The sequence below is a fragment of the Limnoglobus sp. genome (genome assembly GCF_059499385.1).
On the sequence record NZ_JCABYM010000018.1, the window covers coordinates 88,101 to 113,793 of the forward strand.

Sequence of the window (25,693 nt, forward strand, 5' to 3'; positions counted from 1 at the left end):
CGCAGTGAGATGTGCCAGCACTTAACGCGCCGGCAATCCGGCCTGTCCTTGGGCGGGATCGGAACTTCCGGCTACTGCTGCTCGGTCGTGCTGCGGCTCGGGAAGAAGGTGGCGTCGCGGTTCAGCCCCTGCTCCTGCTGGGCCGCAGCGGACGACCCCGCCGGAGGCAGGCCGACCGCCATCCGCAGCGCCCGCCACTTCAGCTTCAGGTCGGCGATCCGGTGGCCGGGCGGCTCGTACCCGTAGGCCCGGTACTCGCCCGGCTCCACCTTCCCCTTGTCCCGCACGAACCCGGCGAACGCCTCGACCCAGGCGTCGAAGTCGCGGAACACGTCCGGCTCGGCCGCCATGTGTTCGGCCTGATTGTCGCTGTACGGCTTGCCGTGCCCGAACTCCTTGTACCGCCACAGGTGGTCCGGCACCTCGATGCCGCTGAACCGGCACTGCCAGACGAGCGGGGCGTAGGCGTCTCGGTCGTCGTCGAACGGCTCCTTCCCTGGGTCGAAGTAGCCCTTGTGCCGGAGCATCCGGGGCCGGCCGTCGGCCCCCATTTCGTCCCCGCCGCCGTCCCCGTAGCAGAAGAAGGCGGCCGTCCGCCCCTCCAGGTGGTTGCGGCTGAGCCGTTCCCACTCCGGGGAGTGTTCCAGGGCGCGGGCCTTCTCCGGGTCTTTGTGGTCGATCAAGTCCTCCCGCGGGTTGCCGCCGTTCATGCACACCAGCCGGTCGAACATCAGTTTCAGGTTGCTGCTCGGGGCGTACCAGTTGATCGGGCCGATGACGGCCCAGGCGTCAGCCAGGTCGAGGCGGGCGTACAGGTCCAAGTCCCACATCAGGTCCGGCTCGGACCGGTTGCCCTTCTCGTAGCAGTTACACGGCCAGCAGCAGAGGGCCATCGACGAGGACACGCAGGCGTTGCAACTCTGAATCTTGACCCGCTCGTACACGTTCCCGAGGTCTTCGAGGTCGATCTCAAACTCCGGCGGCAGCCGGTCGGCCATGCGGAGCAAGAGCGTGCGGGCCTTCGAGTCCACGCCGGGGCAGTTGTACTGCCGGCGGTCGGACCCCGCGACCACCAGCACCCGGAAGGGGCGGTCCGCCGTCAGGCGTTTGCCGTTCTCGTCGTTCGGTTTCATCACCGCTTCTCCCCGGCCGCGGGTAGGGCGAGCAGACCATCGACGACTTCCTTGAGCGACGGTCCCTTGACATCGGGCGGGTCCATTGCCGGGTGGAAGCCCTTGCCGCCGCGGGCGACGAACCCGGTCACCAGTCCGGCCCGGGCCGCCCCGTGGCAGTCCCAGTCGTGGGCCGCGACCAAGGCCATCCGGGCCGGCTCGACCTCGGCCACCTTCGCGGCGTGGAGGTACACCTCCTTGGCCGGCTTCCACCGCTTCACCTCGTCGATCGTGACGACCCGCTCGACCAACCCGTCGAGCTTGGCCCGGGCGAGCAGTTTTCCGGTGTTCTCGGCGCTCCCGTTGGTCAGGGTGATGACCCGAACCTTGGCCTCCCGTAGCCGCTCGAACGCGGGGGCGACATCCGTGTGCGCCGGGAGATCGGCGAAGCCCGCGAGGACGGCGTCGATCCGCTCCGCTTTCGCGTCCAACTTGGCCTCGGTCAGCATCACCTCCGACGTCCCCTTCGCAACCTCTCGGAATGGCTTGTAGACGCCCGTCAGGCTCAGCGCCATCGTGTCCCGCAACATCCGGGCGAACCACTCTCCGAGCGCGTCCGCCGGCAGCCCCGCCCACTTGAGCCGGTCCCGCATCGGGCCGAGGTCGAACAGCGTCTCGATCACATCGAAGGCGACAACAGTGGGGCGCTTGGGTTTCCTTTCCTTCCGATCCGGTGCGGCCCAGGCCGGCTCGCCAGACGATATCGCCAGTGCCGCGGCGAGGCCGCCTGCGGCGGTGAACACTTTCCGTCGGGACAACCCCGGCGAGTCGGTTGTGATGTGATTCATGACGCGGCCTTCGGTTCGAGTTCTCACTGCTCGGCATGGACTGCGGTTGGGTTGTCGCGTCCGGACAGATCCCCGGTCGGCCACTGGCCGACTCTGCCACGGAACTTCTAAGCAGGATGCATACCGAGGCGGCGATGGTCTTTCGAGTGCCGGCCCCGCATGTGGCGGGATGGCAACAACGCCCCCTGACCCCCATTGAAGGGAGGGCATCGCAAATAGTGGATTTTTCCGCCTGGATGTTGACTCGGCGGTGACTGAATTCAACCACCATTCGGCCGCTCGGAAGAAGGGAACCGGGATTCCCACTTCGACAAACGACGGCGTTAGGACGGCAACTCGACACATAGGAAGAATCCTTCCGCCGCCCAATCGCAGAACCACGCTCGCAAACCAGCGGCGAACACGTCTAGGTCCGGGCCGTGCAGCTCAGCCGCCCGGCCGATCGCGGTCCCGATCGATTCGCCAGCCAGGAGCGTCCGCAGTAGCACGTACTGCGGACGGAGGAGTGGGTGCCGGCGGACTACATAGTCCCGGCGGTGGACGGCGAGCAGGGTTTCGGCCGAATTCGGCGGGGACGGCTCCTCGTTCCGCCGAATCGAGGTGATGTATTCGTGTACCGGGGACCGAAGTTCGACGAGCCGAAACCCGTCCGCGAGGACGAGCCGGGCATACGGCCACCGGTCCGGCGGGAGCGCGAGGAGATGGTCGGCGGTCAGGAGTTGGCGGCCCTCCACCCCGGGGCCGTCGAACACTTCGTTGTAGACACGCTCCAGCGAAGCCAGGTCGATCAAGAACGCCGCCCACGCGGGGTTCTCATCGGCCGGGCACGTCTCCGCGAGGAACTTCGGAAAGTTCGATCCCAACTCTTGCAGCGTGTAGCTCTTCGGTGGGTGAGCCTGGAGGTAATCGACCGCGAATCCATCGAACACGTCCTGTCCGAGGGTGTGAACCAGTGCGGGGAACTCCTCCCGCAGGCATTCCAGCAGGCGGGCGTAGTAGGCGTTGGCGTACACCCCCAGGCGGTCGGCCGCGGAGAGCGCCCGGGACCGCGTGAGCACTCGCCCGAGTTCGTCCGGGCCGACTTCGATCTCGCCCCGTGCTTCGGGCGAGCGCATGCCCCCCGCCACACCGTCGGGGTGCGTCAGCACGGCCTGCATCCACCGCTGGATGACGCCCAGGCTGGGTGGGTCTCCCGTCATGAGGTCACTCCGGTTAGCTCTTGGGGCAGTTCGGTGGAGGCCCGCCGACCACTTTGCCGGCCAGCTTCGCCAGCTCCTCGAACCGTTTCCGGGCCTTGGGCCAGGTGTCGCGTTTGAGCGGCACCGCGCACGCCCCTTTGCCGTCGCAGGCGTTCTGGCCGGGGTACTCGCCGCAGCCCCCTTGCCCCTTGCAGTCGTTCTGGGCCTGGCAGACGTGCCCCTTCGCCGTCGCACAGGTTCCCTGACCCAGACAGGCGTTCTTACCGTCCCTCGCTCGGCCTTTGCACGTGTTCAGGCCACAGCAGGTGTGTGGCTCCTCCAGCAACAAACTCGGCTTGATCTCCGGCGGGGCCGCAGCGTCAATCGCTTGGATGGCCTTGACCTCCGCGGTCGGTGTCGGACCGCCCTCCGGGCCGACGAGGGAAGTGCCGCTCCCGGCAGGAGGCGCAGTTTGTTCCGGGCGCATCAGCCCTCGCAGACCGAGGCCGGCCACCAGACCGCCGACCGCTGCGGCCGTCAACCGTGCCACATCCCGCCGGGTCACCCCGTCACCGTCTGGCCGGGTGGTGTCGCTCCCAATCCCACCGCTCGGATCGGCCGGGTTCGCAGCCAACCCGAGCCGAGGCATGTATCGCCGGACCAGGGTGTCGAGCGAGACAGCACCCGGGCCGAAGAGGAGGACGATCACGCCCGCCATCAGAAAGGTGAAGGGCGGAGAACCGAGGAAGCGGGACGGCTCCGAAAGCACGGTCCGGACATCCCCGGTGTGCGCCGTCAGCAAGGCGACGAGCATGTTGACGACCACGACCATCGCGGCCGGCCGCGACGCCAGGCCGCCGATCAACAGGATTCCCCCGCCGAGTTCGCCGCAGCCGGACAGGATCGCGTTGAACGTCGGCAGGGGGATGCCCAGTCCCTCGAAGAACTGGGCGGTCGCGGCCACGTTCATCAGCTTGCCCCAGCCGGCTCCGATCAGTTGCCAGCCCCAGTACAACCTCACGAGGAGCAGGAAGCCGTCCTGTGGGTAGGTGAGGAGTCGGGCGAAACGGGCGTAGTACCGTACTGTAGTTTCGATCCACTGAGGCATCGAAGTGTCCTTTGGCCGGGCGAGGAGACGAAACACGGAAGCACCGCTACATCACCTCGACGAGACCGTGCGTGAGCGGGTGGTGAACGCGCGGTGTGATATTTCGTGGCTCGTGGGCCGGCGTTGGCAATGCGGAGCCGAGTGCCCCGGCCATGTACTCTTTGGCCTTTAGCACCTCGGCGTGAACGACCGGGAATTCCGGTATCTTCGCGTCCCACTCCAGGAGCGTGGCCGCCCCGCCGGTCAGGCGGTGGGCCAGGCGGTACAGTTCCCAGACCGGGTCGATCACGTGGTCGTCGTGCGTGTCGATCCGGTGGGTTCCGCAGTCCGAATGCCCGGCCAGGTGGAACTGCACCACCCGCGAGTGGGGCACGTTGCGGATGTATTCGGCCGGGTCGAAGTCGTGGTTGACCGACGACACGAACACGTTGTTGACATCGAGCAGCAGGCCGCAGTCCGCCCCCTCCGCGAGCCGGGCGACGAACTCCCACTCCGGCATCGTCGATGAGGCGAAGCCGACGTAGGAACTCGGGTTCTCCAGCACCAGCGGCCGTTCGAGGAAGTCCTGCACGGTGCGGACGCGGGCCGTCAGGTGCCGGAGCGTCTCCTCGGTGTACGGCACCGGTAGGAGGTCGTGGGCGTTCCGCCCGGCCACGCCGGTCCAGCAGACGTGGTCCGACACCCAGTGCGCCCGAACCGCGTCCGCCAGCGCCTTGAGCTTCCGTAGGTACTCGAAGTCCAGGGGGTCGGTGCTGCCGATGGAGAGCGAGACGCCGTGCATGACGACCCGGTATCGCTCGGCGATCTGTTCGAGGACGTGGCGGGGGCGGCCCCCGGAGTCCATGTAGTTTTCGGAGATGATCTCGAACCAGTCCACGGCCGGGTTCTCCCGCAGGATGTGCGGGTAGTGAGTCGAGCGGAGGCCCACTCCGAGTCCCAGGTTCGGAAGCCCGAATCGCGGCTGTCGCATGGCGTTCTCGCGGAAAAGACGATCCCGGACGGCGGAGCGGAGTCGGGCCGTCCGGGGAGGGTCAACCGGGCGGCTACTTCTTCTTCGGGGCGTCGCCGTACTTCTTCCCGTCCTTCTTCATCAGTTCCTCGAACCGCGCGCGGGCCTTCTTCCACGTCGCGTCCTTCGTGACCGGGACGGCGCACTTGCCCATCCCCTTGCACTCCTGCTCGCCCGGCTTCTCGCCGCACCCGCCCTGGCCGCGGCACTCGTTCATCGTGGCGCAATCGTGGGCCTTGGCGGTGGCGCACTCGCCCATGCCGGCGCACTCGTTCTTGCCGCCGGCCCCCTTGCCCTTGCAGGTGTTCAGCCCGCGGCAGATGTGCTTGTCGGAGAGGAGCGGGTTCTTCTTCTCCTCCTTCTTGTCGTCCTTCTTGTCCTGGGCGAGCGCGGTGCCCGCGACCAGACCGCCGAAGGCGGCGGCGGCTAGCTTGGTGAAATCGCGGCGGTTCGGGTCCGGTCGGTGCATCTGATCCTCGTTGTCTCGGTCTCACCCCGATCAACACGGGGCCGTTGGTGGCTGCGGGGCGATCCCGCGACCTCGGGGACATTGTTGCTCTGTGACAGTTCACAGTCTGTGAGCCACATCACACGGGTCCCCAAATCCGACGGCCTCAAGTCGGCGTTCGCATTCACACCAGGGGGTATTGAAACGGCTCACCGAATTGATGCGATGACCCACCCGCCAGCGAGGAAGGACACCGGCGGGCACTGGAACGGAGCTGCGAATCGAGTTGATCGAACAGCTACAGAAAAAAGAGGCGCGGCGCACCGAGAACCCAAGCGTTCCCGAAGCGTACTTCGAGAAAGGAGTCACTCCTCACGTGCAACGTCGCCCCCGTCGGGGGTCAAGAGCGCCCGGTAGGTGTCGCCGGAGGTTGAATCCCGCAAGAAGCGGACGCTGCCGTCGCCCATCACGGCGTTCACGCCGCCGGGGTGGAACCCGAACGCTTCGCCGTTCGGTCCGCAGTTCAGCCGCGTCCACGGGCAGGTGCTCGGCCCACCGCGGGGGGTGGCGTTGTTGTTAATCAACTGATCCACGTTGAAGGCATTGTCCGGCTCCGCCCACGCCCAGAACCGCCGCCCGCTCGGGTTGAGTACGTTCAGGCCGTTCGACGATTTCGGCATGAAGTCCCCGCGTCCGCCCGCCTCCAATATCAGGACCGTGTTGCTCAATCCATCGGACACGGCGAGGAAGCGCCGTGGGGCGTCGGCCGCGAGGACACACCGCACACGTCGGCCGCGGGGGAGGACACACCCGTTGGCGTCGGGGATGCCGTCCCGCGGCGTGGCCCCGTCCACGACCACCGTCAGTGGGGTGGAGTAGTCGGTGTACCCGTAGGCCGCCCGGTCTCGGTCGCCGTTCCGGTTCGACACGGACGGGCAGAGGAACACGGGGATGGCGGTCTGTGCCGCCAAGATGTTCGATGGGGCCGCCGGGTCGTTGAAGGCCCGCCCCATGTCCATCATCCGGCAGACGGACTCCTGCTCGACTTGCATCAGGAGCCAGGTGTGGAGGGAGTGGGACACGCCGACCGCCGGGTTGGGGACCGTTGGCTCTTGACGTCCGTCGGCGGTCAGAAACACGTCGGACAAACCGGTGGCGTCGCGGGCCTTCCCCGCGCTCGGCAGCCGTCCGTTGGCCGCCTCGTGGCTGTGGACCGCCAAGCCGAGTTGTTTCAAATTGTTCTGGCACCGGGTCCGGTTGGCGGCCTCACGCACTTTCTGGACGGCCGGGAGCAGGAGGCCGACGAGAACCGCTAGAATTGTGATGACCACGATCAGTTCGACGAGGGTGAACCCCCGACGGCGTTCCGATGAATCCCTCAACTGCGAAACTCCTCGACGAGACGCGGCTGCGACCCCGACCGACGGGCCGGGGGTTCGCGAGCAGACGGCACGGTGAGCTAGCTCACAGAATGCCTCTCGGCGTTCCGCTATCTTGGCAATGATGCGGATTTCCGGACAGGCCGGAACGCGGGCGACCGCCAGTCATCGGGGTGTGCCACCGCACGGGCCGGGTGTCACGTGGCCGGCGGGCGGCGAGTACAATCCCCCTGTTTCCTCTCCGTGGGGGTCCGGGGTCCAAGGGCGACAACTGATGGGCGGGGGCGTCTGGTTCCTGAAGCAGTGCGGTCTGTTCGAGCGGCTGTCCGAGGCCGAGGCCGGACAGCTCAACCGCCGCGCCCTCAACCGCACCTTCAAACGCGGTTCCACGATCTACGCGCCGAATCAGGCTGGCGAAACGGTACTCGTGCTCGCCGCCGGACGGGTCAAGATCAAGGACATCACACCGGATGGCCGTGAGACGATTCTGGCGTTCATTGAGGAAGGCGAGTTGTTCGGGGAGTTGGCCATCCTCGACGGCCAGTCGCGCCGCGAGTACGCCGAGGCGGTCGATGCGTGTCAGGTGTTGCTCATCCCGCGCGGCGACATCGTCGCCCTCATGGAGAGTCGGCCCGACATCGCACTGTCCGTCACCAAGTTGATCGGCTTCCGCCGGCTGCGGATCGAATCCCGGCTCCGCAATCTACTGTTTCTGTCGAGCCGGGATCGGATGCTCCACATCCTCCTGGAACTGGCCGATAGCCACGGTGACCGGAACAGGAACCGCGTCGAATTGCGAATCCCCCTGACCCACCAGGACGTGGCCAGTCTGATTGGGGTGACGCGGGAGACGGCGACGCTCACGCTCGGACAACTTCAGGCGGCCGGACTGGTCGAAGTGTCTCGACGACGGCTCGTGATCAGTGACATCCGCCGACTTGTGGCCGAAGCCGGCGGATCGTCGCCACAGCCTGAGAACGGCCGGCCGCTCCCAATTCCTCCGAATTCCCCTCGGTAGTGTGAGGTGGCACACGGAGGGGCTGCCGCAGGCGTGCGATAGTAGTTATTGAGTACACCGTACTGGGCCGCAACGTGAGACCGGCGATGTCCGCAAACCATCAACCCGACACCCCTCGACCCGACGAGTGGTCCCCGCTCCCGGAAGGTGAAGTCGCGCGTCTCGGCAGGAAGCTTCGTGGCCGCAAGTCTCGCCGGGTCTTCCTCCGCGCTACGGTGGCGACGGCGGCGTCGGTCCTCGCGGCCGGCGGTGGCGCGTGGCTCCTGCTCGGCCGGCGGGGCGACGGTCAGTACGACTACGGCGGGATCGTTTGCTCCGAGGTCGTTCGCCAGGGCAAAGACTACATGGTCGGTAAAGTTACTGAACCGACCAAGTCTCAGATTGCGGAGCATGTGGCCCGCTGCCCGCGGTGTGGTCCGCTGTTCGAGCAGATGCGCGAACAGATGGGACGGATGTGAACGCCGGACTGGGGGACGGTTGGTTGCTTCACGGCAGCCGATTCGTAGCTCACAGTCTCGGCCCTGTCTGGTGGTCTCGTGCCCGAATCACCCCTCCTCACCCTCGCCGTCGTCATCCCGGTGCTGAACGAAGCGAGCGGCTTGCCGGCTACGTTGACCTCGTTGCAGCAGCAGACCGTGCGCCCCGACTGCATCATCGTTGTCGATGGCGGCTCATGGGATTCCACGACTGAGGTTGCCTGCGAGTCCGGTGCGACCGTGCTCGCCTCCGCGGCCCGCGGCCGGGGCAACCAGACGGCGGCCGGAGTCAACGCCGCCACGGAGGACATCGTCGTCGTCGGGCACGCGGACATGGTGTTCCCGCCCGACGCACTGGATCGCATCCGCCGACATTTCCTGTCGCACCCCCGGTGCCCCGGCGGATGCCTCGGTCACCGGTTCGCATCGGACCGCTGGCCATACCGCCTCATCGAGTGGTTCGATCGCCGCCGGGCCGTCGCCGGGCACTCCTACGGCGACCAGTGCCAGTTCTTTCGTCGCATAGTGCTGGCGACCGTCGGAGGGTTTCCGGCCCAGCCGATCCTGGAGGACGTGGAACTGTCGGCCCGCTTGCGCTCGCTCGGGCGGCCCGTCTTCCTGGATTGCCCGGTGACGGTTTCGCCCCGCCGCTTCGAGCGACTCGGGGTCGCCCGCACGCTCTGGCAGAACTGGCGGTTCCGACGGGCGTACGGGCGCGGCGGGGTCGCGGCGACCCGCGCGATCTTCGACCGCTACTACCCGCCCTCCAAGGACGCGCCATGACCGCCGCAACCGTCCCCGGTGACGCCCACGATACGCGGTTGCTCGGCCACACCCACCCGTCGGACTGGGTGAATCCCGAGCCGGCCGAGCGGTACAACCTCGTCGTGATCGGGGGCGGGACCGCCGGACTCGTGACGGCGGCCGGGGCGGCCGGGCTGGGCGCAAGGGTCGCCCTGGTGGAGCGGGAGTTGCTCGGCGGCGACTGCTTGAACGTCGGCTGCGTGCCGTCCAAGTCCTTGATCCGGTCCGCCCGCGCGGCGGCGCAGGTTCGGGACGCCGGGCGGTTCGGGGTTCGGGTGCCCGACGGGTGGCAGGTCGATTTCGCCGCGGTGATGGAGCGGATGCGTCGGCTCCGCGCCGACCTGAGTCCGCACGACTCGGCCTCCCGGTTCAAGGGCCTCGGGATCGACGTGTTCCTCGGTGCGGGGCGGTTCACCGCACCGGACGTGGTCGAGGTCGCAGGCCGGTCGCTCCGCTACAGCCGTGCGGTGATTGCCACCGGCGCACGAGCGCATCGGCCGACGACACCGGGACTCGCAGAAGCCGGATACCTGACGAACGAGTCCGTGTTCGCCCTGACCGAGTTGCCCCGCCGTCTCGCCGTCATCGGGGCTGGGCCGATCGGGTGCGAACTCGCCCAGGCGTTCGCCCGGTTCGGGTCGCACGTCACGATCATCGGGAACCACCCCCAGGTGTTGCCGAAAGAAGACCGTGAAGCCGCAGACCGGGTCGAGGCGGCGCTCCGCCGCGACGGGATCACGCTCACACTCGGCTGTGATGTCACACGGGTCGAACGGCGCGGGGCGGACAAGGTGCTGCACCTCGTGTTTGGCGGGGTGCCCCGCGAACTGGCGGTCGATGAGATCCTCGTCGGTGCCGGCCGGGTGCCGAACGTGGACGGACTCAACCTCGAAGGGGTCGGCGTCGCGTTCGACCCGCGGACCGGCGTGACTGTGGACGACCGGCTCCGGACGACAAACGCCCGCGTGTACGCCGCCGGCGACGTCTGCTCGCAATACAAGTTCACCCACGCGGCCGACGCGATGGCCCGCGTCGTCATCCAGAACGCACTCTTCCGGGGCCGGGCGAAGGCCAGCGCCCTCACGGTCCCGTGGTGTACCTACACCGACCCGGAAATCGCCCACGTGGGCCTGTACGAGCACGAGGCGAAGGAGCGGGGGATCGCCTACCGCGCGTTCACACAGGAGTTGAGCCGCGTCGACCGCGCGGTCCTCGACGGCGAGGACGAGGGCTTCGTGAAGATTCTCGTCCACCCCAGGAAGGACACCATCCTGGGCGCGACCGTGGTGGCGGCCCACGCCGGCGACCTGATTTCTGAGATCACCCTGGCGATGGTCGGGAAACTCGGGCTGGGCATGATCGCCAAAACCATCCACCCGTACCCAACGCAGGGCGAGGCGATCAAGAAGGTCGGCGACGCCTACAACCGCACGCGACTGACGCCGACCGTGAAATGGCTCTTCGACAAGTGGCTGGCCTGGGGCCGATGGTGACTCGGAACCGGTGATTCTGCTGCGACGTGGGCTGCCTCACAGACGGACACATAGCACGAGTTAGCATGGAACCATGCTCAGGTGGATGACGCTCTCTAAAAAGAGGCCGCAGCCGCCGACAGCGAGAGTCGAACGCCATCGCCGTTTGGGCAACTCACTGGCAACGCCCGATCCCAGTGCGGAGGGTTACAGATGCGTCCGCTGAGGAAATGCCAAGCCGATCCGGTCGATCCCGTGCGGGGGGTGACAGAGCAGTTCGCCGCACTGTTGACACAGGTCGCCTATGACGTGGCCCTCCGGCACGGGGTGGCGGGCTCGTTCGCAGACCTCGAACTGGATTTGTGGAAGCGGCTTCGAGCCGTGGTTGCCGAACACATTCCCGAAATGTGCCGACCGGTGTGCCTCTCTTCCGGTGGCTGAGTCGGCGGCCGCGGTGTGATTGTTCGATCGGGAACGACGAGGCGACCCAGGTGGCCGGAGACGCCTTCAACCGCCACCGGTTGCCACCGGCTCTCAAGCGTCCGCCTGGAGTCGAGCGTGAGCGGAGCGAATTCCGGAAAACTGTGATCTGCCTCACAGAGACCAGTTCGGGGCGAGATAGGATAATACCTCCTGCTCCTGCGAAACATTGGTGGTATCCCACTCGTAGCCCGCAGGTTCGGTTCGGGCACTTATCGCCCGAACCCTCCGATCCGAGAGTTCATTCCCAGTTGCCCCGTGGTGGCGTTCCGCCCCCGGTCCGGGCGCGGGGCATGTTGGGTGAACACTCCCCCGCTATTCACGAAGGTGCAGCACCCCCATGCCCGGACCATCCCGTCGTTCAGGGTTCACCCTGATCGAGTTGCTCGTCGTCATCGCCATCATCGCCGTCCTCATCGGCCTACTCCTTCCCGCCGTCCAGAAGGTGCGGGAGGCGGCCTCTCGCCTCACCTGCCAGAACAACCTGAAGCAGATGGGGCTGGCTCTGCACAATTACGAGAGCAGTTACGGCCGGTTCCCGCACGGCGGGCAGGGGCGGAACGCCGCCGGCACTGCCAACGTGTTCTACACCGACAGGTACGTCGAGGAGGCCACCCCGACACCGATCGTCGGGCAGATCTCGCACTCGCTACAAACCCGCCTGCTACCGTACCTGGAACAGGACAACGTGCTGCGACTGATGAACCTGGACTACGCGTACAACGACCCGTCGTTCCCCAACAACCAGGTGGCCGCCCGCACCGTAATCAAGATCTTCATCTGTCCTTCCACCGCGAACCGGTCCGGTAACGCCGATGCGGCCGGGTTCGCGTACACCGACTACGCCAACCCGGCGACGGCGATGATCAACGCCAACACGCCGCCGAACATCGCCATCACCCCGGCTCCGGCCTACGGCGTGCCCGACCCCACCTGGGCCGGCCCCCGACTGGTCTGCCTGTTGAACGGCTCCCACCCGCGGTCGGCCGGGCAGGTGCCGGACGGCACGAGCAACACCATCGCCATCTGCGAGATGGCCGGGCGGAGCGACGCCATGCCGTTCAGCCCGAAGACGGTGAACACACTGAACCCGAGCGGGCGGCGGTTCTGGGCGTGGGCGGAACCGGACAACGCCTTCAACGTGGACCAGCTCATCAACAACAACGCTACCCCCCGCGGCGGCCCCGCCACCTGCCCGTGGACGCTACTCAATTGCGGGCCGAACGAGGAGATCTTCAGCTTCCACTCAGGTGGGGCAAACATGGTGATGGGTGATGGCAGCGTGCGGTTCATGCGGGAGAGCACGAACGGGGCCGCCCTGCGGGCCTTCCTGACGGTGGACGGCGGCGAAGTCACTCCGGCGGATTGAACACCGGACGTCGCGGTGCGGGGCGTTTCCCCGCGCCGCGGCGGGGTTCCATTCCTCTAACTCACGCCTGCCCCACCCACACACATGCTCCCACTCCTGCTCGCCTCCCTCGCGCTCGCGGTTGACCCGACCGCGAAGCTCGATCCGACCCAACCGTACACGGCCGAAGCGACTGATCCGGTGACGTACTTGGTGGACTTCCGCGCAGTCGTCACCGCCCCACAGAACACCAGGAAACTCGCCGTTTGGGTGCCGGTGCCGCCGTCGGACAACGCCCAACGTGTGAGCGAGTCGAAGTGGGCCAGTTTCCCTACCGACGTGAAGCCGGCATTGCACACCGAAGCCGTGTTCGGCAATACGTTCGCCTACTTCGAGTTCGAGAACCCGCAGGGCGGGCAGATTATCACCCACACGTTCACTGCGAAGGTGAGCGAGTTGCGCTGGAATGTGGACGCGCTCAAGGTGGAGCCGGTGGCCGAGTGGCCGAAAAAGTTCGCGCCGTTCCGCCGCGGTGAAGCACTCATCAAGGTGGACGATACGTTCCGCAAACTGGCCGCCGAGATCGCGGCGGGCAAATCCAGGGCGGGCGAGCAACTGTTCGCCGTCACCGACTGGGCGCAGCAGAACCTGACCTATGACCACAGCAACACGTCGCTGGTGGCCAGCAGCGAACATGCCCTGACCAAACGGCGAGGGGACTGTAGCGACTATCACGGACTGTGCTCGTCGTTCGGCCGGTCGCTCGGGGTGCCGACGCGGGTGACGTACGGGCTGCATTTGTTCCCGAAGAACCTGCCGTGCCACTGCAAGCTGGAGGCGTACTTGCCGCCCTATGGGTGGGTGAGCTTCGACGTGTCCGAAACCCAGCGGCTGGTGAAGCGGATCGCGGATGCAAAGGGGCTAACAGCGGACGAGAAAGCACGGTTGACCAAAGCGGCCGGTGAGCGGTTCCGCCGAGGGTTCCGGGACAACACCTGGCTGTTGATGACCAAGGGCACCGATTACGAACTGGCACCGAAGGCGAGCGGGAGGGTGCCGCTCATCGGCACCATCTACGCAGAGGCGGATGGCAAGCCGCTACCCACCCCGGACCCGGCCGACCCGACCAAGCGGGAGTTCGGGTGGATGACCGCCCACAAGTACACAGCCGACAAGCCGACCGTGTACCCGTTCAAGGACGAGCAGACCCTCGTCCGTGATGGCGGGCGGTGAGGCCGTTCTTGCCTCGTCCCGCCCCTGCGTTTCGAGTCTGGGCTAACAGGATACGAAGGAGCGAGGATTTTACTGATGAACGCGCAGAAATGCCTATTGGTCGGCATGCTAATCTCGCTCGTGGGATGCTCCGTTACTACTTCGCGTGGTGCAGACCCGCCCAAAGCCGTCCGGGTGGGTGAAAACGACCAGAAGGCCTTTGTGGAGGGGATCGAGGAAGCGGAACAGTTCCGCCGCTCCCTCCTGACGACGGACTCGAAAGACGTTCGCCGCGCGACCCTCCTCTGCCGTGCCATTTCTCGGTTCCCAGCCCTGACCGAAAAAGCTCTGAAAGATCGGCCGACACTGAGCGACTTCAAGCTGACCGAAACTCAACTGTTACAGCAGGTCGAAGGAACCAGCCCGACGAAAGGCTCGGATGCCTTTGGGACTTTCCAAGGTCGTTGGTACGGCGTGTGGGACAAATGGAACGTCGATCATGACTGGGCGGAAGTGACGAATTACAAGCAGCCGAAGCGACTGAGCGACACCAACGAACTCGGCCTTCGCGCCGTCCAGTATGCGTGGATCGGCGACGGCTTCGGCTGGAATGTCGTCGCCGTTCCTGCTGGTAATATGACGGGCGATGTAATCCTGGGAAGCGTCTACCACCTGGCCGATGCCGACCCCAAGCGGGTTCGATCGCGGCAGCCCCACGTCGGAATCGCAGCGGGTGACGGCCGCCTCATCTGGCTCACGAAACAGGAAGTCTTTTTCGAGCAGGCCTTGCCCGGCAAAACGGCCAAGGATGACCGCTATTCCATCACGGGGTTCCGGTATCGAATCGACGGCGGCAAACTGTCGGCCGACAAGAATGCGTTCCAGGCCGTCTACACCCGTGACGAAAAGACGCGGCCCGCGTGGTTCCCGTTCGAGATCGACCTCAGTGTGAAGTGATCGCTTCGGACCGGGATTGTTGACCGTGATCGAGCAACAGGAGAGGTGCTCCGTCATCTGCCGCCATCACGTCGCCCACCACCGAAGCGGCAACGTACCCGGCCGAATGGAGTTCGCGGAGAACTTCAGTCACTTGATCGGCGGGGACACCGGCCAGCAATCCGCCGGAGGTCTGTGGGTCGAACAACCAGGCCGGAAGAGGCTGAGGCCCGCCGATCCGACAGGCGACTTTGGCGTTGTCGCGGTGGAGGGTGCTGACGATTCCGGCGGCGGTCACGTCGAGGACGCCGTCGAGCAGGGGCACCCGGTCCGCGTACAACCTCGCCCCAACGCCGCTCGCGTCGAGCATTTCCAGGAGGTGTCCGGCCAGACCGAAGCCGGTGACGTCCGTGCAAGCTCGGACGCCGAACCGCTCGAACACCCCGGCCGCGTCCCGGTTGTCCCACAACATGGTGCTGATGGCCGCTGTGTACCACTCGGCTCGGCAGTGGCCGCGCATCCACGCCGCGAGCAGCGCCCCGGTGCCGAGCGGCTTGGTCAGGATCAAGCGGTCGCCGGGCGTCAGCCCTCCCTTGCGAAAAAGCCGGTTCTCCTCCGCCAGACCGGTCATCGCGAACCCGACCGCGAGTTCGCTCCCCTCCGTCGTGTGCCCGCCCGCGAGGGTGACGCCGAGTTCGCGGAACGCCCGCTGCGCGCCGGCGAGCAACTCGAAGAGTTGGGCCTCCTGGATCGGCCCGCGGGCGTGCGGGAGCGTCGCGATCGCCAGCGCCGCGAACGGGCGGGCGTTCATCGCGTACAGGTCACTGACCGCATGCAGGGCCGCGACGCGGCCGAACAGGTACGGGTCGTCTGTGAACGACCGGAAGTGATCCACGGTCTGCACCTGGACCGGCCCGCCGGCCTCGCCGCGGAACACGGCCGCGTCCTCGCCGTGGCGAGCACCGATCAGCACCCGAGGATCTTGTTCTGGGTCGAGCCGCTTCAAAACGGCCGAGAGCACGTCCCCGGAGACCTTCGACCCGCAGCCCCCGCACCGCATCTGCGGGAGTGCGTCGTCCACTTCACCCGGAACCGCGGGCATCTCCGCCGGCCGGAATGATTCGACCCACCGGCGGTCGATTCGGTCCTTCAGCCGCCGGACCCAGCGAGATTTCCAGGCGACCGGGCCGTAGTTCAGGACCGCCGTCCCGTCGCCGACGTTCAGCAGATAAAGGCAGCGCCGCTGGGGACGGAACCGGCGGAGGGATCGGCCGTGCAGGAAGGAGGCGATGTTCTCAAACAGGATCTCGCCTTGCCGGACGGCGTACACTCCGCTGCGGGCGAGGTCCGGGTACGCCGCGAACGACACGCAATCCCCGGTGCCGAACGTGGCCGAGTCGGACTCGGCCTGGAGGGTTTCCCGGACGCGAAGGAAGCCGCGGTCGTCGGTCACCAGCCCGCTCTCGCGGACGAGGTCCGGGGGAGCGCCGGGCGTCGCCCACAACACCGCGTCGCACGCCAAGCTCTCGCCGTCCGCCAACGCCAGCGTGCCCGCCTCCCGACCGGACACGCGGCAACTCAGCCGCCAGGCGATGCCGCGAGAGCGGAACTCGCGTTCGTAGGCCGCCGCCGTCTTCGCCGGGAACCGTGGCAGAAGCCGGGAATTGGCCTGGAGCAGTGTGATCCGAAAGTCGGGGAGGTGGCCGAGGCGATTGTGGACGGCCACCGCCAGTTCGCACCCGCTCGCCCCGCCGCCAACGATGGCGAGGTGGAACGGTCGGAAGGCACTCTTGAGTTCCGCTTCAATCCCGTCGAGACGGTCGAGGAGCACGGACAGCGGGCGGAGGGGGATGGCGAATCCGGGAGTGGCCGCGCTGGCCAGGTCGGCCGGCACCGAGCCGAGGCAGAGGGAGAGCGCGTCGTAGGCGAGCGGCGGCCGGTCCGCGAGATTCACCTGCCGCGTTTTCGGATCGATGCCGACGACCCGCGCGGGGACGAACCGGACCCCGGCCGACCGGCAGAGCCGCACGAGGTCGATGGTCAACTCCTCCCGCCGGTACTCGCCGGCGATGTGGGCGGGCACCATCGCGGAATAGGGGACGGCCGGAGCCTCGTTCACGAGGGCGACGGCCACGCCGGGCAGCGGCCGCATCCGCCACTTCCGGACGAATACGAGGTGGGCGTTCCCGGCCCCGACCAACACGACCGATTTCTGCACCGGGATCGGCGGAGCGAGCGAGTTCATGTGATCGCCATCCCGCGGTCGTGGTCCTGGTGGGCCAATCGAGTCCGCATCATTCCGAATCTCCTCAGTCGTTGGGAATCGTCCCCGACCCGAAGCTCGCCTTCGGGGAACTCCCGCCGGCCGATCCGGGTGTCTGCCGGGAGTTTAACGACCAGTCGTACTCGGCGTACACCAAGCCGGTCGGATCCTGGACCTTGCGTCGCAAGGCCGCTTGCACCGCCGGATCCTCCGCCCGGTCGGCCAACCAGGAGAACACGCCACCGAACTCTTTCCAGTCTTCGGCGTACCACTTCAGGATCGGGCTGAGCGTGAGGGTATCCGGTAACAAATCGTAGGCGACGTACTTCGGGCTGTTGGAAAACAGAATTGATTGATCCCGTAGCTGCGCGTCCAAGTTTGACCCGGTATACGCCTCCGGCCGGATCGGGGGGCACCCGCGGGCGGCGCAGACGAGTGCGACGTGGACCCGCGGTTCCTTGAACGTGGGGCGGATCAGTTTGTGTTCGAGGTCGTTCAGGCTCATGGTCGCCCCGGCCACGAGGTGTTCCTTCACGTCGAAAAACCCCAGCCCGTAGTGTTGGTAGTTCATCACCGAATCCTTGATCCGGTGGGTGATAACGCCGTTCACGACCAGCGCGTTGTAGGCGTTGCAGTAGAAGGCGAGTCGGTCCTCGGGGGTGGGAAGGTCGTCCGGCCGCGCCGTCCCGATCTGCCGTAAGTAGGTGCGGAACAGGTGGTCGCGGGCCATCCCGTCGTAGTCGATCAGCCCGCCTTCGACGTAGGACTTGAGCAGGTAGTCCCAGAGGGCGTGGTCCACGCCGGACACGTCCGGATTCGGGACCGGCTTGGTCGTCGGCTTGGCCGCGTCGAACGCCTTGAGGGCGACGACGAGCGGGACCAGGAAGGAGACCACGCTCAGCCAGAAGAACGCGCCGTAGTAGCTCTTTTTCGCTGGTGCCGACATCGGCGATCTCCTTCGCAGTGCGATCAGGTTCCTTGGCTATTCGCCGCCGGTGACGAGTGGCCCGTCCGAGGCCGCGTACGCCCACATGCCGCCGTCGTCGTTCGCCGCGCGGCGGAAGCCGGCTTGCCGGAGTCGGACCGTCAGGTAGGACGACCGCACCCCGCCCGTGCAGTAGCAGACGATGATCGCGTCGCTTGGCACGGCGAGGGAGGACAGGTGGGCACGCAACGCGGCCAGGTCGTACGATCCGGTCGAAGGGTCGATGAAGCGATCCCAGGCTAGGTGCAACGCGCCAGGCACATGCCCGCCTCGCGCCTCTCCATATTTCGGCGTTCCGAGGAACTCGTCCCGACCGCGGGCGTCGAGGACCACCGCCCCGGCCGGTGCCGTCCGAACGTCGCGGCGGAGCGAGTCGTCGAGCGTGGGAACCCATTCGGGTGCCGCGTCGCGAACCGGCCGGAATCCGTGCCGAGTCCGGGTCCACTCCTCGACGCTCACGGGCTGCGCGTCGTTCACCCCGAGGAAGCCGAGCATCCAGGCGACCCGCCCTTCCTCGCCCCAGCCGTTGCTCCCGTCTCCGACAACGACCACCGGACGACCCGGCCGGACCCCGACCGCCGCGAGTCGGCGGCACAGTTCGGCGCGGTCGGGCAGGAGGTAGCCACGTCGCGGCATGGTCGGCTCGGCGAAGTCTTGCCACTGAACCCGAACCGCCCCCGGTAAGGATCGGCGCAGCGGCCAGGGACCGCCGCGGGCGTCGAGTAGCGTCACCTCGATGCCATCGGTTCCCGCCGATTCCACACCCGTTCCCCAAGCCCAGTACGCACCGCCGCCGATCGCGACGGCCCCGGCCACGCGAAGGAGACGCCCGAGGACGGCTCGGCGGTCCAAGCTCTGGTTCGTCAGCACCACGACAGGAACTCCCATTTCAAGGATGTCGGCTTCCGCCGGGTGTGCCAACCTTCGGAAGGCTCAGCCGCTCCGTTCCCAATTGAAGGAGGGGTGCCGGTGCCTCGCCGAGGTGGAGGATCTTCATCGGGCAGCGGACGACGCACTCGCCGCAGCCGACGCAGGGCGTGTCGGCGAGCGTCACGTCCTGGCCTCGCAGGGCGCGGGACTTGATGTCGATCCCCATCTGGCAGTACTGGTTGCACACGTTGCAGTCGATGCACTTACCCTTCTCGGCCGTGATCTTGAACCGCGACCAGCGGCCCCAGAAGTTCATCCAGAACGCGAGCGGGCACCACATCCGACACCACACCCGCTGGCCAAGGAACGGGTACAGCCCGATGGCGACGGCCCCAGCGAGGAACGTGCCGACCCACACGTTGTAAAGCCCGAGCGGCCCCTTGAACCCGTACAGATCGACGGCCGTGCCGACGGCGGCCAGGACGATGAACACGAACCCCGCCCGCTCCCATTTCCGCGGCCCATCCCCTTTCGGCCCGCGGTGCCGAAACCCGTTCCCGACCGTCTCGGCGAGCGCGCCGCACGAGCAGACGTAGGAGCAGTACAGTTTCCCCCAGCGGACCGTGACGAGGGGGATCACGACGAAGGTGAGGAATACCGCCCACGCCACGCCGACCACGGCGACCGTGTGCCACCACTCGGGGTCGCCCGGACCGACCGCCGGGTCGAGCGTGAACGCGCCGATGTTCAACGGCCAGGCGTTCAGCGAACGGGACAGGAGCGGCGTCCACGGGTTGCGGCCGAGCAGGACGACGAGCGCGGTCGGGATGCCCCACCAGAGGGTCCACTGCACCGCGATGATCGTCAGATTTCGCCGCCAGACGATGCGGTGACGGGCCTTGACCGCCCAGTACACGCCGAAGCCCGCGATCGCGGAAAAGTAGAGCAGGTAGTACAGGCCGGAGAGGTTGGAGAAGAAGGCAGGGACCACCCGGTAGACCCAGGCGAACCCCGGCAGGTAATAAGGCCCGGCTCCAGCGAGTTCGGGGGTGGTCGTGAAGAGGTTGGCGACGACGTGATACACCGAGAAAAGCAAGCCCGACGTCACCATCCCGCGAACGCTATGATCGGTTGGCACGAACGGTCGGCGGTCCGCCAGCCGGATGGAGACGTTGACCATCCATAGCGCGAAGTTCACGAGGAAGAGAATCGGCATGACGTACCCGAGGACGGTTCGGCTCGCGGAATCCAGCCACGCGCCGAATGACTGAGTCACACCGGGTACGAGGATCTTCCCGCCCCCCGCGTCTTCGGGGCGGAGCACGACGAACTTGGCCAGAAAGTACACCACTAGGCCGAGGAGCAGGCCCACCACCGCCCACCCGAGCCGCTTCCGCGTCCACACGCCGTCGAGTTCCAGTCCCATATCGAGCAGAAAGTCCACCGGCGGCAGCGTGCCGATCAGCACGATCACGTGGTCGTTCGGAATCACCTTCCGGTCGCCCGATAGGGCCAGCGAGACTTCGGCCTCCCGCACCTCGGCCACCTCGCTACCGTAAACGATTCGCACCCGTCCAGCCGCCACGGCCTCGTCGATCAGTCGGCGGTTTTCCTCCTTGGCGCGGAACAGGTCCGTCCCGCGGTAGGAGAGGGTGACGCGGTTGTCCTCCGCCAGCAACAGGGCCGCTTCGATGGCGGAGTTCCCGCCGCCGACCACGAGAATGTCTTTTCCCCGGTAATCCTCTGGGTTGTGAAGCCGGTAGGTCACCTTGTGGGCCAGTTCGGCCCCCGGACACTCCAGCAGGCGGGGTTGCCCCTGCCGCCCGATGGCGACGACGACGTTGCGAGTGGGGAAGTGGTGCCCAGACGCCGTTTCCACAGCAAACTGGTGCTCGCCGGTCTGTCGGACGCGCTTGACTTCGGTGTCTTCCTGTACGTGCAGTTGACGATCCGCGACGAGACGCTCGACCATCGCCACGAACTCGTCCCGCTCCAGGTCCGTGCCCGTCTCCAACACGCTGGCGTTCGCGAGGGAACGCGGCTCAGCGTAGACCTTCTTGCCCGGTGGGAACCCGCGAACCGTGCTGGCGAGTTTCGCCCGTTCCAGGACGACGTACCGCAGACCAATCTTCTGCGATTCGATCGCGGCAGACAAACCCGCCGGCCCGCCGCCGATGATGACCACGTCGAGCGGGCCATTGGCTTCAGCTGCGGGTCGCCGAAACTCGCCGCTCGCATTCATCGTGGCGATGACGGCCGCTCCCTGGTTGGCCGCCACCTTGACGAGCGGCGTTCCGGTCACGTCGCCGACGACAAAGATGCCCGGCAAGCTCGACTCGAAGCGGGCGTCGAGGACCGGGACGATCTCTTGGGGCGGGACCGTTGCCCAATACCGCGCGGGGTTACGAGTTGGGCGGCTTGAAGTTGCGGGCATCGACCATCCTTGTGCCAGATTCTGCGAGGCTGGAGTAAGGCACGAGCGTGCCCGAGTGCCCAAGTGGCCCGTGCCACCCGCAGCTCATCCCTTTTACCCGTGGGCGGCCCGAATCACTGTGAGGTGCCTCACCAACCTTGATCGACTTGGAATCGAAGTGCCGGATCGACGGGATTCGCGTGTTGGAGCAGCGACCGCGGATCGGAATCGGGGCGGTGTGAAGTGCCTCACAGACCGCGGCGGGCGAACCGCCGATACTGCCACCGCGTCAAGACGCGACCCGTCGTTCGGGTCTCACTCCTCACCCGGAAAGGTACACCACTGATGAAGCTCTCGCGTCTCGCCCCCGTTGCACTGGTCCTCGGGGTGCTGTGTCTCGTTCCCGCCGGCGCGTACGGCCAACACCGTCGGCTGTTCGGGCCGCGGTGCTCCAACTCGTACTCGCGTCCGGTGCAGATCGTACCGTCGATGACCTACTCGTCGGGCTGCCCGACCGGGAACTGCGACCCCGCCGGCCCGGTCGTCGGCTCGTACCCGTCGAACCCCTACGGCGGGGTCTCGTACCCGGCCTACCCCGCCGTCGGCTCGTACCCGTCCGGCCCGGCCCCGCGCCAGGGCGTGTTCGGCCGCATGCTTGAGGGGTCGGGTAGTCGGTAACGTGGCAACCTTGTAACAGCCGACAGTGCGTCAATCGGCATCCAGGATCACATACCAGGAGAACCGCCAGCTATTCGCAGAGCTTGTGCGACCTGACTTCACACCAGTTTCCTTTCGCTCTTTCCGGGTATGAATCCGCTTAGTGTTCATTTCTGCCGTCTTCTCGGTCGCCGGTGTGCGGGGATTCGCGGGCATGGGGCCCCCGCACACCGGCGGCCGAGACGGATCAGCACGGACCACTCTTGCTGGATTTCGTCTTCTCACCCTGCCGGATTCGAGGGAGTCGGGAGCGGGGATGGGCCGGTCGGCGGGATGTGTAGGCCGGGTCGTCGGTCGAGAGGCCGGTGACGCGGTGGACCTCTCGTGTGGTGGCCGTCATTCAACCGCTCGACCGGCCGATGCGGGCCAGCCGGCAGAACAGGACGGTTTCGCCCTCGGACAGTTGGCGGCAGAAGTAGCGGCGGCCGTCCGGCGTGTTCGCCGCCCAGAACAATCGGAGCGGGTCGGCCCCCTCGCCGAACGCGAACCCCCCGTTCCCCATCCCCATCCAGCGGGGCGGCAGCGCGTCGAGGAAGTAGTCGTACGTCTCGCCATCGACTTCGCAGACGCGGCCCTCGGTCGTGGTCCGGCCGATCATGCCGGCCCAGTCTTCGGAAACGGGGCGGGCGACGATGTCGCCCTGCTTCAACCGGGCAACGAGTTCGCCGATCGTGAACGCGGTCATGTGGCACCTCGGGTAAGTGGAACCGTGCAGAACCATGAAAAGCGTCACCGGCCTTTCGCCGGCGGGAGCCGACGCAAGGCGAGCGGGTGAGCGTCTACCCGAGTGAGAGAGTGTGGAGGCCCCCGTGGTGCGGGTGTGGGCCTCGGGAAAGAACCGGTGCGTTTACTCGTCGGCCTGGGCGTGCTGCTCGAACATCCAGTCGTGGCAGCGGTCGGCCACCTTCACCAGCAGCGGCAGGTCGGACTTGCCGAAGCTGTCCGCCCGCTGCCAGGTGCCGCCCTGGTCGCGGTAGATGCGGGCGAACGTGACGTTGTACCAGACGGCCCCGGACTCCTTGTCCGTGTTCGCCCAGACGGCCCCGACGATCCGGCCCATGCGGACCTCGTGGACCGGCCGGTTGCCGTTCGGGGCCGGGTCTTCGGCGGGGGACGGTTTCTTCGCGGGTTCGCCGGGCGGCTTGCCGCCGGCCCGCTTGTCGCGGGGTTGCGTGTTCGTGGACATGGTCGTGTACCATCCTTTCAAGTGTGAGAGTGACGCGGAACCTGATGGAACCTGAATTGCACCACGGGTTGCCCCGGACGGTTCGCTCGTCCGCGTCAGCCCATGCTCACGACTACCCAGCGGGGTTATGCGGGAATCCGCAGCCGACGTGCGGTTTGCGGCGGAACCGAGGGGCGATACTCGATCGAGTGAAGGGGAGGTCCGACAACCCCGCAAACCATCAGGCGATTAGTCGAGTTGTTCACGGGCAGTGCGGAGGGCGTGCCGGACACGTTCGAGATCCGCTTCGGTCAGCAGATCGAGGGGCATCGACAGTCGGACCCGTCCGCCGGGGTAGGTGGAGACGGACACTCCCTGATCGCGGATGGCCTCGCGGACGACATCCGGTTCGGCCAACCGCAACCCGTCCCCCTGGGCTTGGAGCATCAGGATGCCGGTTCGCAGGGCGCGGTTCGGCGCGAGTGGCACCCAGCCCGAGTCTCGCACAGTCTCTTCGATGGCCGTGGCGTTCGCCAACTGCCGGCGGTGCCCGTCGGGGTGAGAACCGATCCGGTCAACCGTGTCGCCCGCGGCCCCCTGGCAGGTCAGGAGTGCGGCGATGCCGAGCGTTTCCGGGACGCGCTGCTCGGCCCGCGAACCCGCTGTCCGGCGGAGCAGCGGGTCGTCCAGGTCGTCCGAATCGAGCATGGCGGTGAGGATCGTTTCGATCCGCTCGGCGGATCGTAGCCGGCCGTAGAAGCCGAGGCCGAGCGGGTGGTACGCCCCCAGCCACTTATGGGCGCTCGCTAGGAACAGGTCGCAGGCCCGGAAGTCGGACCGGGCATGGCAGAAGTCTTGGGCACCGTCCACGACCGAGAACATCACCCGGTCCGGGTCCAGCGATTCGACGATGTGTGAGATGGGCAACCGGATGCCGTCGTGGCTGACGGCGGTCAGGAACAGCCCGTCGCAGCCGTACGCACCGAAAGTCTTCTGGACCCGCTCCAGCAACTCGGGTTCGGTGAGTTGTCCGCGAACCGCGGCGTCCCGAACCGGGATGGTCGTGAGTCGCCGGCCGGCCCGCCGACACTCGGCCTCCAGGATGTCCCGGTAGCCGGGCCAATCGAGGTCGGTAGTCAACACGTTCCGGCACGGGTGGAACAACACCCTGGCGGCCAGCTTCATCAGTTGGGCGGATCGGTTCGCCAAGAGAACCGGGAATCCGGCCGGAGCGCCGGCGACGGTGCGGAGAGTTTGTTTGAGGTGGTCGATGCCGTGCCAGCCGGACAGGCGGGCGTGACGGCGAGCGATGTCCGCGGGGAGGTCGTGGATGCCAGACCGGAGGAACCGCTCGAAGTACACGGACCCGCCTTCCTCGGCGGCCCAGTCGGCGAAGGCGTGATCGGCCAGTCGGGCCTGCGGTGTCATCCGTCCGAGGCGAGCCGTATCGAGATACAGCACGTCACTCACAAGCCATGATCCTCCGATCCGATCCTAGCGGGTCGGGTCGGCCCGATCCAGTAGAGAATGGAACGGGGCGGCGTACACCGCCAGCCGTCGCCAGCGGTCCTTCGCCAGCCGCACCGCCTGGGCGTCGAAGTGGAGAAGGAAGCGGACGGTCCGTGACCGCTCGTCGAGCTCCTGCACGCCGCACGCCCGGTCGCCGTACACCCCCATGTCCCCGAGCAGGTCAGGTTCGGCGGCGAGCGCCGACTCGCGGACGAGCCGGAGGCTCAGCCCGTGGTTGTGCTGCTCCATTACCCACGGGAGGATTTCGCCGGCGGGAAGCAGGGCGTCGCTTGGCCACAAGTCGTCGCGGAGGACGATGATTCGTTCGACGAGTACGCCCCGGTGGGCAGCGGCGAAGTTGGCCGCCATGCTCTGGCAGCCGGGGGCGTCTCGCCAGTAGTCCCGGCTGCGGACCCAGGCAACGGACTGATACTCCTTGATGTCCGGGCTGCTGAGCAACGCCTCGTAGACGGCCCGCCACGTCTCGGTGCCGCCGAACGCAATAGTGCCGCCTGCCAGGGTAGCCACCTGGGCGTTGACGGAGGCCAGCTTCAGTCCGGCAATCTCGCGGAGGATTGGGTCGCGCTGGTCGGCCAGGTCGGTGAGCGTCTTGCAGAAGGCGAGGTAATGGGCGAACAGGTCGGGCTGGGCGGCGAGCGCGAGCGGCACGGCCAGCCGTTCGAGGGCGTCGTTCCGCTGGCGGTCGCGGTCGCGCTCCTGCTGCATGTAGCTGACGAACAGCCCGCCCAGGACGCTGACTAGTGCCCCCAAGACAGCGACCTGAGCCGGGAGCGGGGCGAACACACTCACCAGCGCCATCGTTAGCGAGCCAACCAGGGCAGTGCCGACGAACTGGAAGCTCCACAGGACGGACCGGCGGTGAGTGGGGGTCGGACGCAACATGCCGCCGACGGTACGACATGCCGATCCGAATGACAAGCCG

Annotated in this window: 24 protein-coding genes; 9 read left to right on the forward strand and 15 right to left on the reverse strand. The window is 66.9% G+C overall.

Annotated features, from left to right (window positions below; genetic code table 11):
* Nucleotides 1-71: 71 nt before the first annotated feature.
* From AC5JJ2_RS03185 to AC5JJ2_RS03215, 7 genes are all read right to left on the reverse strand, one after another.
* A complete protein-coding gene (locus AC5JJ2_RS03185) occupies nt 72-1,133 on the reverse strand; it encodes an NADPH-dependent FMN reductase family protein (RefSeq protein WP_495856509.1) in 1,062 nt (353 codons plus the stop codon).
* Complete coding sequence (locus tag AC5JJ2_RS03190) at nt 1,133-2,305, reverse strand: haloacid dehalogenase type II (protein ID WP_495856510.1); 1,173 nt, start codon at nt 2,303-2,305, stop codon at nt 1,133-1,135. The genes AC5JJ2_RS03185 and AC5JJ2_RS03190 overlap by 1 nt, the downstream gene beginning before the upstream one ends.
* Entirely contained in the window at nt 2,284-3,159 is an 876-nt protein-coding gene (locus AC5JJ2_RS03195) for an HvfC/BufC family peptide modification chaperone (protein ID WP_495856511.1), read from the reverse strand. Before AC5JJ2_RS03195 ends, AC5JJ2_RS03190 begins: the two co-directional genes overlap by 22 nt.
* A gap of 13 nt (nt 3,160-3,172) precedes the next feature.
* Nucleotides 3,173-4,246: a DoxX family protein gene (locus AC5JJ2_RS03200; RefSeq protein ID WP_495856512.1), complete on the reverse strand. Its 1,074-nt coding sequence runs from the start codon at nt 4,244-4,246 to the stop codon at nt 3,173-3,175.
* A 46-nt stretch (nt 4,247-4,292) separates the two neighbouring features.
* Nucleotides 4,293-5,216, reverse strand: coding sequence for an MNIO family bufferin maturase (gene bufB / locus AC5JJ2_RS03205; protein ID WP_495856513.1), 924 nt, complete (start codon nt 5,214-5,216; stop codon nt 4,293-4,295).
* Nucleotides 5,217-5,289: 73 nt separating this feature from the next.
* The gene (locus tag AC5JJ2_RS03210; protein ID WP_495856514.1) at nt 5,290-5,724 is read right to left on the reverse strand and encodes a hypothetical protein; all 435 of its coding nucleotides are present in this window, start codon (nt 5,722-5,724) and stop codon (nt 5,290-5,292) included.
* A gap of 344 nt (nt 5,725-6,068) precedes the next feature.
* The gene (locus AC5JJ2_RS03215) at nt 6,069-7,085 is read right to left on the reverse strand and encodes a DUF1559 family PulG-like putative transporter (RefSeq protein WP_495856515.1); all 1,017 of its coding nucleotides are present in this window, start codon (nt 7,083-7,085) and stop codon (nt 6,069-6,071) included.
* Between the two features lie 271 nt (nt 7,086-7,356).
* Between AC5JJ2_RS03215 and AC5JJ2_RS03220 the strand changes: the two genes are divergently transcribed.
* The 8 genes from AC5JJ2_RS03220 (at nt 7,357) to AC5JJ2_RS03255 (ending at nt 14,849) form a co-directional block, all read left to right on the forward strand.
* Nucleotides 7,357-8,100 carry a Crp/Fnr family transcriptional regulator gene (locus AC5JJ2_RS03220; RefSeq protein WP_495856516.1) on the forward strand — a complete coding sequence of 248 codons (744 nt, stop codon included), beginning with the start codon at nt 7,357-7,359 and terminating at the stop codon, nt 8,098-8,100.
* 86 nt (nt 8,101-8,186) lie between these two features.
* Complete coding sequence (locus AC5JJ2_RS03225) at nt 8,187-8,558, forward strand: hypothetical protein (RefSeq protein WP_495856517.1); 372 nt, start codon at nt 8,187-8,189, stop codon at nt 8,556-8,558.
* Between the two features lie 78 nt (nt 8,559-8,636).
* Nucleotides 8,637-9,359, forward strand: coding sequence for a TIGR04283 family arsenosugar biosynthesis glycosyltransferase (locus AC5JJ2_RS03230; protein WP_495856518.1), 723 nt, complete (start codon nt 8,637-8,639; stop codon nt 9,357-9,359).
* Nucleotides 9,356-10,873, forward strand: coding sequence for a mercuric reductase (locus AC5JJ2_RS03235; protein WP_495856519.1), 1,518 nt, complete (start codon nt 9,356-9,358; stop codon nt 10,871-10,873). Before AC5JJ2_RS03230 ends, AC5JJ2_RS03235 begins: the two co-directional genes overlap by 4 nt.
* 192 nt (nt 10,874-11,065) lie before the next feature.
* The gene (locus tag AC5JJ2_RS03240; RefSeq protein WP_495856520.1) at nt 11,066-11,293 is read left to right on the forward strand and encodes a hypothetical protein; all 228 of its coding nucleotides are present in this window, start codon (nt 11,066-11,068) and stop codon (nt 11,291-11,293) included.
* A 379-nt stretch (nt 11,294-11,672) separates the two neighbouring features.
* Nucleotides 11,673-12,701, forward strand: coding sequence for a DUF1559 family PulG-like putative transporter (locus AC5JJ2_RS03245; protein WP_495856521.1), 1,029 nt, complete (start codon nt 11,673-11,675; stop codon nt 12,699-12,701).
* An 84-nt stretch (nt 12,702-12,785) separates the two neighbouring features.
* Nucleotides 12,786-13,913 carry a transglutaminase-like domain-containing protein gene (locus tag AC5JJ2_RS03250; RefSeq protein WP_495856522.1) on the forward strand — a complete coding sequence of 376 codons (1,128 nt, stop codon included), beginning with the start codon at nt 12,786-12,788 and terminating at the stop codon, nt 13,911-13,913.
* A 75-nt stretch (nt 13,914-13,988) separates the two neighbouring features.
* Complete coding sequence (locus AC5JJ2_RS03255) at nt 13,989-14,849, forward strand: hypothetical protein (RefSeq protein WP_495856523.1); 861 nt, start codon at nt 13,989-13,991, stop codon at nt 14,847-14,849.
* On the opposite strand, the gene selD is transcribed toward AC5JJ2_RS03255, so the two are convergent.
* The 4 genes from selD to AC5JJ2_RS03275 form a co-directional block, all read right to left on the reverse strand.
* Complete coding sequence (selD, locus tag AC5JJ2_RS03260) at nt 14,836-17,073, reverse strand: selenide, water dikinase SelD (RefSeq protein ID WP_495856524.1); 2,238 nt, start codon at nt 17,071-17,073, stop codon at nt 14,836-14,838. The two genes, AC5JJ2_RS03255 and selD, sit on opposite strands and share 14 nt — an antisense overlap.
* A gap of 64 nt (nt 17,074-17,137) precedes the next feature.
* A complete protein-coding gene (locus AC5JJ2_RS03265) occupies nt 17,138-18,037 on the reverse strand; it encodes a DUF547 domain-containing protein (RefSeq protein WP_495856525.1) in 900 nt (299 codons plus the stop codon).
* A gap of 36 nt (nt 18,038-18,073) precedes the next feature.
* On the reverse strand, nt 18,074-18,949 hold the full coding sequence (locus AC5JJ2_RS03270) for a sulfurtransferase (RefSeq protein ID WP_495856526.1): 876 nt from the start codon (nt 18,947-18,949) through the stop codon (nt 18,074-18,076).
* A 16-nt stretch (nt 18,950-18,965) separates the two neighbouring features.
* A complete protein-coding gene (locus tag AC5JJ2_RS03275) occupies nt 18,966-21,275 on the reverse strand; it encodes an NAD(P)-binding domain-containing protein (RefSeq protein WP_495856527.1) in 2,310 nt (769 codons plus the stop codon).
* A 429-nt stretch (nt 21,276-21,704) separates the two neighbouring features.
* Here AC5JJ2_RS03275 and AC5JJ2_RS03280 point away from each other — a divergent pair, with 429 nt between their 5' ends.
* Nucleotides 21,705-22,037: a hypothetical protein gene (locus tag AC5JJ2_RS03280; protein ID WP_495856528.1), complete on the forward strand. Its 333-nt coding sequence runs from the start codon at nt 21,705-21,707 to the stop codon at nt 22,035-22,037.
* Nucleotides 22,038-22,416: 379 nt separating this feature from the next.
* Here AC5JJ2_RS03280 and AC5JJ2_RS03285 read toward each other — a convergent pair whose 3' ends face one another.
* From AC5JJ2_RS03285 to AC5JJ2_RS03300, 4 genes are all read right to left on the reverse strand, one after another.
* Nucleotides 22,417-22,761: a hypothetical protein gene (locus AC5JJ2_RS03285; protein WP_495856529.1), complete on the reverse strand. Its 345-nt coding sequence runs from the start codon at nt 22,759-22,761 to the stop codon at nt 22,417-22,419.
* Between the two features lie 162 nt (nt 22,762-22,923).
* Nucleotides 22,924-23,262 (reverse strand): hypothetical protein, encoded by a 339-nt coding sequence (locus AC5JJ2_RS03290; RefSeq protein ID WP_495856530.1) that lies wholly within the window; start codon nt 23,260-23,262, stop codon nt 22,924-22,926.
* 228 nt (nt 23,263-23,490) lie between these two features.
* On the reverse strand, nt 23,491-24,711 hold the full coding sequence (locus tag AC5JJ2_RS03295) for an aminotransferase class V-fold PLP-dependent enzyme (protein ID WP_495856531.1): 1,221 nt from the start codon (nt 24,709-24,711) through the stop codon (nt 23,491-23,493).
* A gap of 24 nt (nt 24,712-24,735) precedes the next feature.
* Complete coding sequence (locus tag AC5JJ2_RS03300; RefSeq protein WP_495856532.1) at nt 24,736-25,653, reverse strand: hypothetical protein; 918 nt, start codon at nt 25,651-25,653, stop codon at nt 24,736-24,738.
* Between the last annotated feature and the right edge of the window lie 40 nt (nt 25,654-25,693).